General features: G+C 59.0%; 12 protein-coding genes. 10 read left to right on the top strand and 2 right to left on the bottom strand.

The features are described from left to right. Positions 1–211: 211 nt before the first annotated feature. From DW49_RS0123580 to DW49_RS0123535, 10 genes are all read left to right on the top strand, one after another. Positions 212–1,132, top strand: coding sequence for a LysR family transcriptional regulator (locus DW49_RS0123580; protein ID WP_005621789.1), 921 nt, complete (start codon positions 212–214; stop codon positions 1,130–1,132). Positions 1,133–1,557: 425 nt separating this feature from the next. Continuing rightward, the gene (locus tag DW49_RS0123575; RefSeq protein WP_024420001.1) at positions 1,558–2,679 is read left to right on the top strand and encodes a Re/Si-specific NAD(P)(+) transhydrogenase subunit alpha; all 1,122 of its coding nucleotides are present in this window, start codon (positions 1,558–1,560) and stop codon (positions 2,677–2,679) included. 10 nt (positions 2,680–2,689) lie between these two features. After that, positions 2,690–3,013 (top strand): NAD(P) transhydrogenase subunit alpha part 2, encoded by a 324-nt coding sequence (locus DW49_RS0123570; protein ID WP_002555867.1) that lies wholly within the window; start codon positions 2,690–2,692, stop codon positions 3,011–3,013. Beyond that, a complete protein-coding gene (locus tag DW49_RS0123565; RefSeq protein WP_005621796.1) occupies positions 3,010–4,464 on the top strand; it encodes an NAD(P)(+) transhydrogenase (Re/Si-specific) subunit beta in 1,455 nt (484 codons plus the stop codon). Before DW49_RS0123570 ends, DW49_RS0123565 begins: the two co-directional genes overlap by 4 nt. 179 nt (positions 4,465–4,643) lie before the next feature. Then, positions 4,644–6,137: an acetyl-CoA hydrolase/transferase family protein gene (locus DW49_RS0123560; protein WP_005621799.1), complete on the top strand. Its 1,494-nt coding sequence runs from the start codon at positions 4,644–4,646 to the stop codon at positions 6,135–6,137. A 320-nt stretch (positions 6,138–6,457) separates the two neighbouring features. Next, positions 6,458–6,673, top strand: coding sequence for a DUF1127 domain-containing protein (locus DW49_RS0123555; RefSeq protein WP_003383123.1), 216 nt, complete (start codon positions 6,458–6,460; stop codon positions 6,671–6,673). 313 nt (positions 6,674–6,986) lie between these two features. Beyond that, positions 6,987–7,304 carry a DUF2388 domain-containing protein gene (locus DW49_RS0123550; RefSeq protein ID WP_003383124.1) on the top strand — a complete coding sequence of 106 codons (318 nt, stop codon included), beginning with the start codon at positions 6,987–6,989 and terminating at the stop codon, positions 7,302–7,304. 87 nt (positions 7,305–7,391) lie between these two features. Beyond that, positions 7,392–7,697, top strand: a complete 306-nt coding sequence (locus tag DW49_RS0123545; RefSeq protein WP_005621804.1) for a DUF2388 domain-containing protein — start codon at positions 7,392–7,394, stop codon at positions 7,695–7,697. A gap of 38 nt (positions 7,698–7,735) precedes the next feature. Continuing rightward, positions 7,736–8,059, top strand: a complete 324-nt coding sequence (locus DW49_RS0123540; protein ID WP_003383126.1) for a DUF2388 domain-containing protein — start codon at positions 7,736–7,738, stop codon at positions 8,057–8,059. After that, on the top strand, positions 8,056–10,017 hold the full coding sequence (locus tag DW49_RS0123535) for a DUF7844 domain-containing protein (RefSeq protein ID WP_005621810.1): 1,962 nt from the start codon (positions 8,056–8,058) through the stop codon (positions 10,015–10,017). The genes DW49_RS0123540 and DW49_RS0123535 overlap by 4 nt, the downstream gene beginning before the upstream one ends. Here DW49_RS0123535 and DW49_RS0123530 read toward each other — a convergent pair whose 3' ends face one another. Together DW49_RS0123530 and DW49_RS0123525 are read right to left on the bottom strand one after the other, a co-directional pair. Beyond that, positions 10,018–10,395 (bottom strand): SCP2 sterol-binding domain-containing protein, encoded by a 378-nt coding sequence (locus DW49_RS0123530; protein ID WP_005621815.1) that lies wholly within the window; start codon positions 10,393–10,395, stop codon positions 10,018–10,020. It lies immediately after the preceding gene. Positions 10,396–10,567: 172 nt separating this feature from the next. Then, positions 10,568–11,011 carry a hypothetical protein gene (locus DW49_RS0123525; RefSeq protein ID WP_017682588.1) on the bottom strand — a complete coding sequence of 148 codons (444 nt, stop codon included), beginning with the start codon at positions 11,009–11,011 and terminating at the stop codon, positions 10,568–10,570. Positions 11,012–11,143 lie beyond the last annotated feature (132 nt).

Genomic DNA, 11,143 nt, shown 5'->3' with positions numbered 1-11,143 from the left:
GGCATTGCAGGCTCGTATTGGTGTTGTGTGAGAACTCCAACAATACGGGCCTGTTCTCATAGGGATCAATAGGTTACGTCGAAACGGGAACAGACCCTAGCCCCGGCTTACCACTGCGACAAACGAGGTTTTATCAAGTCTCTGTGCTAATTTCTCACTTCGAAGATCGGTTTACGGCCCCACAACAAAAAGATCAGTGAGAAGAAAGTACATGAGACGCAAAATACCCAGCACAACGGCCTTGGTGAGTTTTGAGGCAGCCGCGCGCCATGAGAGCTTCACCAAAGCCGCGCATGAGCTTTCCCTCACGCAGGGCGCCGTTTGCCGGCAGATAGGCGGGCTGGAAGAGTTCCTCGGCATAGAACTGTTCCGACGCTCAAAGCGGGGCGTAAAGCTTACAGAAGCAGGGCTTTCCTACAGCCGACGTGTTGCCCTGCAGCTGGACGCCGTCGAACGGGACACCCTTTCGATCATGGGCGAACAAGGTGCGCATGCCATCGAGCTGGCCGTAGTCCCCACCTTCGGTACCCAATGGCTATTGCCGCGCCTGAAAGACTTTCAGCACAAGCACCCTGATGTCACGGTTCACCTGACCAACCGCACGCGCCCGTTTCTGTTCGCCGACACCGACTTCGATGCCGCCATCTATTTTGGCGACGCCGACTGGTCGGGCACCCAGTCACACAGGCTGATGGGCGAAAACTTATTGCCGGTGTGCAGCCCTTCATTCCTCGGCGGGCGAGGCAGCCTCAAGGCCAGCGAGCTGGCCGAGCTGCCGCTGCTTCAACAGACCACCCGCCCCTATGCGTGGCGCCAATGGTTCAACGCGCAGAACCTGAACGTTGCCCGCGACATGACCGGCCCTCGCTACGAGTTGTTCTCGATGCTGGCGCAGGCAGCCATGCACGACATGGGCGTGGCGCTGATCCCGCCCTTTCTCATCCAGTGTGAACTGCACGAAAAACGCTTGGTGATCGCCAGCACCAGCGCCCTGCCCAGCAACAAGGCCTATCACTTGATGATCCCCGAGCGAAAAGTAGAGTCTGCTTCATTGACCGCATTTCGCGACTGGCTGGTCGATCAGGCCCATGATTACTCACTGCCGCAAGACAAAGAACACGCACTCGCTTGAAGGTAGTGACATGCCAAAACCCCCTACATATATAACCTTATGTCGCATAGGGACAACTCGCTAAAAAGCTCGATAATCGAACTAACCCCTCAATATCTACGGGGTTATTCCATTGATTTCAGCTTGATCCCAGGCGTTTTTCGAAAAAAAGTTTTATCACCTGTATTTTTTGTGGATTAACGCTCAAACACCCGCAGCCAAAGCGCTGCACGGGACTGCTGCGACAATAGGTCACAGTGTGACTTGTAGTTCATCTATAGTTTCGTTACAGAATGTATTGCTGCCTGGAAACATCGTCTGCAAAATGCCCCGCGCCTGCTCGAAAGGGCGCGTTGATTGACCGTTCCAGACGCACCAGCCAGACGCACCAGCCGTAGTGCCCTGGCCTACCTACAAACGATAAAAAATCGCGCAGGAGATTTGTCGTGCACATTGGTGTTCCTCTCGAAACGCAAGCGGGCGAAACCAGGGTGGCTGCCACCCCCGAAACCATCAAAAAGCTCATCAGTCAAGGGCACAGGATTACCGTGCAGCGCGGCGCCGGTATTCAGGCCAGCGTTCCAGACAGCGCCTTCGAGGCCGCAGGTGCCGTCATAGGTGAGGCGAGCGATGCGTTTGCAGGTGAGCTGATCCTCAAGGTCGTCGCGCCGAACGATAACGAGCTGGCGCTGATAAACAGCGGCTCGGTGGTCATCGGCATGCTCAACCCGTTCAACAACGAGCTGATCGGCAAGATGGCCGAACGCGGCGTCACCGCTTTCGCCCTGGAAGCCGCGCCACGCACCTCCCGCGCCCAGAGCCTCGATGTGCTGTCTTCGCAAGCCAACATTGCCGGCTACAAAGCCGTGCTGCTCGCCGCGCACCACTACCCGCGCTTCATGCCTATGCTGATGACCGCAGCTGGCACCGTCAAAGCGGCACGCGTGCTGATCCTTGGAGCAGGCGTCGCAGGCCTGCAGGCCATCGCTACCGCCAAACGGCTGGGTGCCGTGGTGGAAGGCTCCGACGTACGGCCGGCAGTCCAAGAGCAGATCGAATCGCTCGGCGCAAAATTCATCGATGTGCCGTACGAGACCGATGAAGAGCGCGAGTGCGCCGAAGGGGTAGGCGGTTATGCCCGCCCGATGCCCGCCAGCTGGATGCAGCGCCAGGCCGCAGCCGTTCACGAGCGGGCCAGGCTGGCGGACATCATTATTACTACCGCCCTGATCCCCGGCCGCAAGGCACCGGTGCTACTCAGCGCCGAAACCGTGGCGCAGATGAAGCCCGGCTCGGTAGTGATCGACCTGGCGGCTGCGCAAGGCGGCAATTGCCCGCTGACGGTGGCGGATGAGGTTGTCGTCGCGCACGGCGTCACCCTTGTCGGGCACACCAACCTGCCCGCACTGGTCGCCGCCGATGCGTCCGCGCTGTACGCCCGCAACCTGCTGGACTTCATGAAGCTGCTGTTCGACAAGGACGGCACATTCTCGATCAACCTTGAAGACGACATCGTCGCCGCGTGCCTGATGTGCCGCGACGGTCAAGTCGTGCGCAAAAACGGCTGAGGACACACCAATGGAAGAGCTGATCTCCCCCGGCGTCTATAACCTGATCATTTTCGTGCTGGCCATCTATGTCGGCTATCACGTGGTCTGGAACGTCACGCCTGCGTTGCACACGCCCTTGATGGCCGTTACCAACGCGATCTCTGCCATCGTGATCGTCGGCGCCATGCTCGCTGCTGCCCTCACCGTCACGCCGCTGGGCAAGACCATGGGCACGCTGGCCGTCGCGCTGGCTGCAGTGAATGTGTTTGGCGGCTTTCTGGTCACTCGGCGAATGCTGGAGATGTTCAGGAAAAAGGCACCCAAAGCGAAAGACGAGGCGCCAAAGTCATGAGCATGAATCTGGTCACGCTGCTGTATCTGATTGCATCGATCTGTTTCATCCAGGCACTCAAAGGCCTGTCACACCCGACCACCTCCCGCCGCGGCAACCTGTTCGGCATGCTCGGTATGGGTCTGGCCGTTATCACCACGATAGGCCTGGTGTTCAAACTGGCAGCCCTTTCCAGCGTTGAGGGCACTAGCGCCGGCATTGGCTACATCGTGGTCGGCCTGCTGGTCGGCGGAACCGCCGGCTCGATCATGGCCAAACGCGTCGAAATGACCAAAATGCCGGAGCTGGTAGCGTTCATGCACAGCATGATCGGCCTGGCCGCGGTGTTCATTGCCATTGCTGCTGTGGTTGAGCCCCAATCACTGGGCATCGTTCGGCACTTGGGCGACGCAATCCCGGCGGGCAACCGTCTGGAGCTGTTCCTCGGTGCGGCCATTGGCGCGGTCACGTTCTCGGGCTCGGTGATCGCCTTCGGCAAGTTGTCGGGCAAGTACAAATTCCGGCTTTTTCAAGGCGCACCGGTACAGTTTGCCGGGCAGCACAAGCTCAACCTGGCGCTCGGCCTGGCCACGCTGTTCTTTGGCCTGACGTTCATGTTCACCGGAAGCCTTACGGCCTTCGCGATCATGCTCGCCCTGGCGTTCGTGATTGGCGTGCTGCTGATCATCCCGATTGGCGGCGCCGATATGCCGGTCGTGGTCTCAATGCTCAACAGTTACTCAGGCTGGGCAGCGGCGGGTATCGGCTTTTCGCTGAACAACTCGATGCTGATCATCGCCGGCTCGCTGGTGGGTTCTTCGGGCGCGATCCTGTCTTACATCATGTGCAAGGCGATGAACCGCTCGTTCTTCAACGTGATCGGCGGCGGCTTCGGTGGCGCAACGGATTCGGCAGGGCCTGCAGGCGCAAAGGAAGCGCGCCCGGTGAAGTCGGGCTCGGCAGACGATGCAACCTTCCTGCTGACCAACGCCGACACGGTGATCATCGTGCCGGGTTACGGCCTGGCCGTGGCCCGCGCACAGCATGCCCTCAAGGAGCTGACAGAAAAGCTGGTGCACCGTGGCGTCACCGTAAAGTACGCCATTCACCCGGTTGCCGGGCGTATGCCGGGGCACATGAACGTGCTGCTGGCCGAAGCCGAAGTGCCTTACGACCAAGTGTTCGAGATGGACGACATCAACTCCGAGTTTGGCCAGGCTGACGTGGTTTTGGTGCTCGGCGCCAACGACGTGGTCAACCCGGCCGCCAAGAACGATCCGAAATCGCCCATTGCCGGGATGCCGATTCTGGAAGCCTTCAAGGCCAAGACCATCATCGTCAACAAGCGCTCGATGGCCAGTGGTTACGCAGGGCTGGATAACGAGCTGTTCTATCTGGATAAAACCATGATGGTGTTCGGAGACGCCAAAAAGGTGATCGAGGACATGGTGAAGGCTGTGGAAAACGCCTAGCCTGACCCCGCTTCAGCACAGCCCCGGCTCGCTTGGCGACCGGGGCTTTTTACATTTCGCGTAACAGTGTTTTGCGCTGAAGCCGCCCATTAGAGGCCTCAAATGCGACCTTGGTAGCGGGACGAACAAGGTCCGGTTCTCTAGACTTGTCGTTCGCTTCTATCTACGAGACAGAACCCATGTACCGTGACCGTATCCGCCTGCCCTCCCTGATGAGCAAGGTTATGAGCGCAGCCGATGCTGCTGCATTGATTGAAGACGGCATGACCGTCGGCATGAGCGGCTTCACCCGCGCAGGCGAAGCCAAGGCCGTGCCGCATGCGCTGGCCGAGCGCGCCAAGGTGACACCGCTGAAAATCAGCCTGATGACCGGTGCCAGCCTGGGCAATGACCTGGACAAGCAACTGACCGAATCCGGCGTGCTGTCCCGGCGCATGCCGTTTCAGGTCGACAGCACGCTGCGCAAGGCGATCAACAACGGTACGGTGATGTTCATCGACCAGCATTTGTCCGACACCGTCGAGTTGTTGCGCAATCGGCAGATCAAGGCCGTGGACCTCGCGGTGATCGAGTGCGTGGCAATTACCGAGGAAGGCCACCTGGTGCTGAGCACCTCCGTTGGCAACTCGGCCAGTTTCGCGATTCTGGCCAAACAGGTCATCGTGGAAATCAACCTGTCCCAGCCTCTGGAGCTGGAAGGCCTGCATGACATCTATATACCCAGCTATCGGCCGACGCGCTTGCCGATCCCGGTGCTGGAAGCCGATTCGCGGATTGGCAGCCACGCGGTGAAGATCGACCCGGCAAAGATCGTCGGCATCGTCATCAGCAACCAGCCTGACTCGCCCTCCACCGTCACGCCGCCTGACGCAGATACTCAGGCCATCGCCAACCATCTGGTGGAGTTCTTCAAGAAGGAGGTGCGCGAAGACCGGCTGACCGACAAGCTGATGCCACTGCAGGCGGGCATTGGCAACATCGCCAACGCAGTCATGCATGGCCTGCTGGAATCGCCATTCACTGACCTCACCATGTATTCCGAAGTATTGCAGGACTCGACATTCGACCTGTTCGACGCCGGCAAGCTGACATTTGCTTCCGGTAGCTCCATGACGCTGTCGGCGGCCAAACACGCCGAGGTGTTTGCCGACTTCAACCGCTATAAATCCAGGCTGGTGCTGCGCCCGCAGGAAATCTCCAATCACCCCGAAGTCATCCGCCGCCTGGGAATCATCGGAATCAACACAGCGCTGGAGTTCGACCTGTACGGCAACGTCAACTCCACCCACATCTGTGGCACGCGGATGATGAACGGCATTGGTGGCTCCGGGGATTTTTCGCGCAACGCGCACCTGGCGATATTCGTCACCAAGTCGATTGCCAAGGGCGGCGCGATTTCCAGCATTGTGCCGATGGTCAGCCATGTCGACCACACCGAGCACGACGTCGACATTCTGGTGACCGAGCAGGGCCTGGCGGATTTGCGCGGGCTGGCACCTCGCGAGCGTGCGCGGGTGATCATCGATAACTGCGTACACGCTGATTACCGCGATGCACTGAACGCCTATTTCGACGCTGCGTGCGCGCTGGGCGGACATACCCCGCACATCCTTCGGGAAGCACTGAGTTGGCACATCAACCTGGAAGAAACCGGGCGCATGCTGCCGACCTGAACAGGACAGTTGGAAGTGATTGAGACCTTTGTTTGATCACTTTCCTGTGCCGCTGAACGGTATCCGAGAAAACTGTACTTCTGTACCGGTCACAAAACTGCCTTGAAACGCCAAAATCACCACAATCGAGCACAAAATGCACTGCATTGGTGCCGACCGGTACAGTTGCCCCATTTATGAACAAAACAGTGCCCGATCACAGTTAACTGAACCCTCACAATACAGGTGAACTGTGTCTATCGAAGCTGGACGCGTACGAGGAAAATGGGCACCAGTCAAGCAACTCACTAATCCCGCCACAAGCGGAAGGAAGTCACACCATGGAACGTACAATCAGTTCCGATCTGTTCAGCGAAAGCACCGTCAACACTGCAAAAGCTTCTTTGCCTCTGCGCGTATTCGCCAACCTGATGCTCTGGCAGCGTCGTTTGTCCAGCCGCCATCAACTGGCTCGCCTGGATTCCCGCCTGCTTGCTGACGCCGGTATCAGCGAATCCCAGCGTTACGAAGAGCTGAGCAAGCCGTTCTGGCGCTAATTTAGCGCTCGCTGGTCCCAGACCTCCAAAGGTCTCCCACCAGCACCCCGAATTGCTTCATACAAGACCCGTCTCAGGCAACCGAGGCGGGTTTTGTCGTTTCAGGCTCACAATCAGGCTAATTTTCCAGCAGCAGTACAGTTTTAAATATTTCAAAATAAGCCTATACAGTTACCAAATATCGCATGCCAGATGACACCCGGCTGTCGACCGCCATGACAAGCGCGGTATCGGTGGGATAGTCTAGCGCTCTACCCCAGCCCTTTGGCTTCGCAAGCAGCCTGCGCCCTTTTGTCCACGATGGAATCCGATCATGTCTCTGCTACGTACCCTTGGCGCTGCCTTCCTGTTGACCGCTGCAGCAGGCGCCAACGCCTCCAGCTTCATCGTGACCACTGACGCAGTGGTCGATGCAGTCAACGCGGCCACCCGCGCCACCTCCAAAGTGTCGTCGTCCCTCAAGGACGACAAGATCGTTCTGGCTGCACGTGAAGACGCAGCCAGCTTTGTGGCCAGCTCCGGCGAGATTCGCGGCGCTCGCCTTGAAGGCGCACTGCAGCACATCCGCCAACAGTTGCCTGAACTGCAAGCCACCGACAACCAGCTGGCGCAGGCCATTCTGGCCATCTGACACATTGCGCCCCGGCCCTGTGTCGGGGTAGCCCGTGCCAGAGCATTGCGCTAGCCTTGATGCCTGTTTTGCCGGTTCGTGAAAGCCATGCGTTTACTGCACCTTCTGTTTATCGCACCCATTGCCAGCCTGACCTTTGTCAGCCAGGTTCAAGCGTTCGATACGACTACACAAAGCCTGGTCATCACCGGCTATGTCACCAGTCAGGTCACAACGGCGCCGTTCGATAACAAGCTGATCATCGCGGCCCGGGACGACGCTGCAGCGTTTGTCGCCAGTGGTGGAGCAATGCGCGGTGCGAGGCTTGAATCGGCCTTGCTCGCTCTGCGCGAGGCAAATGCAAAACTTCATGCCAGCGACCTTGAACTGGCGCAGGCAATCCTCGTCCAATAGCCACTTTCCCCTCTTTGCGTAACTGGAGACGTCACTACATGCGTACCCCGCTGATTGCTGCTGCTTCACTTGGCCTGCTATTGCTGGCCGATCTTGCCCAGGCTCAGACCGTAGTGGCCACGAGCAACATCATCGTTCGTGCGTTCGGCCGTACCATCGACTTCACCTCGGACACCACCACATCGATCCGCGACTCCAAGGTTGTCATCCAGGCCAAGGACGATGCCGCCAGCTACGTTGCCAGCGGCGGCGACATACACGGCGCCCAGCTCGACGCAGCCTTCGATACGCTGCGTACTCGCGTGCCGGAAGCGCGCGGTGCCAGCGATCAGACCCTGGCTGAAGCAATCCTCGCATTGTGAGGCGGTTTCGCGCCTGGCTGCTTGCTGGCGCGCTGTCGCTGGTCGGGACACCTGCCTTTGCCAGCCTGAAGCTGGAACTGCACGCCGATGGCCTCAACGCCGCCCAACAGCAAGCCAGCCAGACGCTGCTCGACGAAGCCATGCAGGCGCTGCCACCCAGTTTCGTCGAGACGCTGGACCGCACCGTCGAGGTGAGCTGGTCCGGTGACATGCCGCAAAACGCCTATGGCCAGGCTGCCGGCCCTTATCAGCTGTACCTCAACAGCCATTTGCTGGCTGCGTTGACCGACGGCTCGGCGGCCACAGCCCAGACAGGCCGGCCGCATGGCACGGTTCGCCGGGAAATGCTCGCCACCGTCCTGCATGAACTGACCCACGTGTACGACCGCGCTCGCCTGTGGTCACCCACCGAGAAGGCGGCTATTTTCCGCTGCGCCTCGCGCAACAGCTCGCTGGGCAAGATCGGCCTGCCCGACAGCTGTCGCGGTCAGACCGAACGACGCTTCACCCTGAGCGACGATCCGCGCCTGCTGGACCTCGCCGGCTGGCAGCAATATGTCGGCCGTCGCGGTGAACGCGAAGAACATAACGGCCAGGTCGCGCGCAGCCCGGACATCTACGAAACCACCAGCCCGCTGGAATTCGTAGCCGTCAATATGGAGTATTTTCTCCTCGACCCGGCCTACGCCTGCCGTCGCCCCGCGCTGTATGCCTATTACAAGCAACGCTTCGGCTGGGCACCGGCTGCACGCGATGAATGCCCGACGTATTACCCGTACCTGAATGCCGGCAGCGACTTCGGCCGAGAACCCTTGGGCAAGCTGGACCCGGAGCGGGTCTACGCGGTCGATTACCTGCTGGCCGAGGCGAATCAGAACTGGGCAAGCCGCTGGGGTCACAGCATGTTGCGGCTGGTGATCTGCAAACCCGGTCGCCCGCGTGGCCCGGATTGCCGACTGGACCTCGACCAGCATCTGGTCCTGTCTTACCGGGCGTTTGTCGGCGACGTGCAGCTCTCAAGCTGGGATGGCTTGATGGGTGCCTACCCGTCACGGCTGTTTGTCCTGCCGCTGGCTCAGGTCATTGATGAATACACCAAGACTGAACTGCGCAGCCTGGCATCGGTGCCGATCACGCTGTCCCGCCCGGAGATCGAAGGGCTGGTTCAGCATGCTGCCGAAATGCACTGGAGCTACGACGGCAACTACTACTTTCTCTCGAACAACTGCGCGGTTGAAAACCTCAAACTGTTGCGCAGCGGCACACACAATCCCAAGCTGATCGGCCTGGACAGCATTCTGCCCAACGGTTTGCTCGAAGTGCTGAAAGGCCGTGGGCTGACGGATACCAGCGTGCTGGACGACCCCAAGGAAGCGCTGCGCCTGGGCTATCGATTCGACTCTTACCGCGATCGTTATCAGGCGATGTTCGAGGTATTGAAGAAATACCTGCCGATCAAGCAGAACACCGTCGAAGAATGGATGACCCTGCCCGTCAGCGAACGCAGCCAATGGTTCGAGAAGGCTGACCTGCGCACCAGCGCCGCCATCCTGCTACTGGAACAGGCGAGCCTGCGTCGGCAATTGCTGCTGGCACAGGATGAAGTCAAGCAACGCTATCTGGGCGCACGGCAGTTGAACGACGGCAGGGTTTCCAAGGCAACCATGACGCTGCAGGAGATTCTTGCCAGCAGCGGCTTTCTGAGTCGCCCCGCCGAGCTGCTGGGCAGCGACGGTTATGGCTTGCCGCAGGCCAGTGAGTGGCAGCGTCTTGAGGCAGAAAGCAGTCAGCGCCAGAAACAGCTCAAGCGTCTGACCGGCGATCTCGACAAGGAAGTGCGCGCTTTGCTGGAGCCTGAACGGGCCAAGGAAATCGCAGCCAACGAAAGCAATCTGAAACAGATGGGCGAACACCTTCGCGCGCTGCACAAAGCAGCAGGCGGTCTGCAACTGCCCTGATCAGGCTGCTTTCTTTTTCGGCTTGAGGTACTTGGTAAGGCCCTGGAACCAGATCACCAGGGCCGGGTTGCCCTTGATCTGAATGTCCTTGTCCTGAATGCCCCTCATGAACGCCAACTGCTTGTTTTTTGCCTGAAGTGTGGCAAAACCAAACGCTGCGTCACGAAACGCGATGGCAAAGGCAGGCTCTGCCACCACACCGCTCGCGGTGTGAATACGTTGATCCTGAACCACGAAATGGCGCGCAATCTTGCCGTCTGTGGTCTGCAACTGAAAGGTCAGGTTCTTGCCCGCCAACTGCTGCTGGAAATCGGGATTGTCTCGACTGGCGCGGGCCATCATTCGACCCAGCATCCAAAGAAGAAAGCGAAATTTCATACAGGTCCTCGGCTTGAACCAGACCCTGTTATCAGGGCCCGGATGATCAACACAGTGTAGCCTTCTTAAGGCAAAAACCTGCGAGAAAAGATCCGTTTCGACGAAGATAGGTACACAATTCTGAACCCACAACCAGGTGCTGCTCCGCGTGGAAAGCAGCACCCTCGCCGAATCAGCGAATGCTGCTGATGCTGCCCTTGCTGCCCGTCACCTTCACGTTGACCTTCTTGAAGATGAAGTAATCCTGAACGCTGACTTCATAACGTGGCGCCACGATCAGATCAGCACCCGAGGACTTGACTGCCTTGTAGGCAGCAGCAGCCTTGGCGGTTGATACAGGGTCAGGCAGCGCCAGCCCAAGACCACCACCGCCACTCGCGCCGCCGTAGGTCACGCCATCAGCAAACTGGTTGTCGCCACCGAAGCTGAATAAGTTGAACAGCACATTGGTGGAGGACTCACCGGTGATGGTGCCGCCGACCTTGACGTCCGCTTTAAGGTCCGTTTTGACAGTGCCTTCCAGCGGTGCGCTTGGCTGGCTGACGTTGTAGCTCACGCAACCACTGGTGGTGGCGATCAGCGCCGCAACAGCAGCAGACATCCATAGCTTCTTCATTCGAGATTTCCCAAGAGTAATTTTAAGGGGTGCAGCAGGAGCGGCACTCTAGGGTCTGTTCCCGTTTCACATTGGTAGCCACAGAAAAGCGCAGGCCATTGCTATGACGCTTTCATAGTTTCTCTTGAGTTT

This window comes from Pseudomonas avellanae BPIC 631 (assembly GCF_000444135.1).
In the GTDB taxonomy this organism is placed as follows: Bacteria; Pseudomonadota; Gammaproteobacteria; order Pseudomonadales; family Pseudomonadaceae; genus Aquipseudomonas; species Aquipseudomonas avellanae.
Note: the sequence above shows the minus strand (reverse complement) of the source record. Positions and strands in the feature narration are given on the sequence as shown.

Coding starts and splice junctions, on each gene's coding strand:
- DW49_RS0123580 (WP_005621789.1), top strand. CDS start 212: ATGAGACGCAAAATACCCAGCACAACGGCCTTGGTGAGTTTTGAGGCA.
- DW49_RS0123570 (WP_002555867.1), top strand. CDS start 2,690: ATGGAAGAGCTGATCTCCCCCGGCGTCTATAACCTGATCATTTTCGTG.
- DW49_RS0123565 (WP_005621796.1), top strand. CDS start 3,010: ATGAGCATGAATCTGGTCACGCTGCTGTATCTGATTGCATCGATCTGT.
- DW49_RS0123560 (WP_005621799.1), top strand. CDS start 4,644: ATGTACCGTGACCGTATCCGCCTGCCCTCCCTGATGAGCAAGGTTATG.
- DW49_RS0123555 (WP_003383123.1), top strand. CDS start 6,458: ATGGAACGTACAATCAGTTCCGATCTGTTCAGCGAAAGCACCGTCAAC.
- DW49_RS0123550 (WP_003383124.1), top strand. CDS start 6,987: ATGTCTCTGCTACGTACCCTTGGCGCTGCCTTCCTGTTGACCGCTGCA.
- DW49_RS0123545 (WP_005621804.1), top strand. CDS start 7,392: ATGCGTTTACTGCACCTTCTGTTTATCGCACCCATTGCCAGCCTGACC.
- DW49_RS0123540 (WP_003383126.1), top strand. CDS start 7,736: ATGCGTACCCCGCTGATTGCTGCTGCTTCACTTGGCCTGCTATTGCTG.
- DW49_RS0123530 (WP_005621815.1), bottom strand. CDS start 10,395: ATGAAATTTCGCTTTCTTCTTTGGATGCTGGGTCGAATGATGGCCCGC.
- DW49_RS0123525 (WP_017682588.1), bottom strand. CDS start 11,011: ATGAAGAAGCTATGGATGTCTGCTGCTGTTGCGGCGCTGATCGCCACC.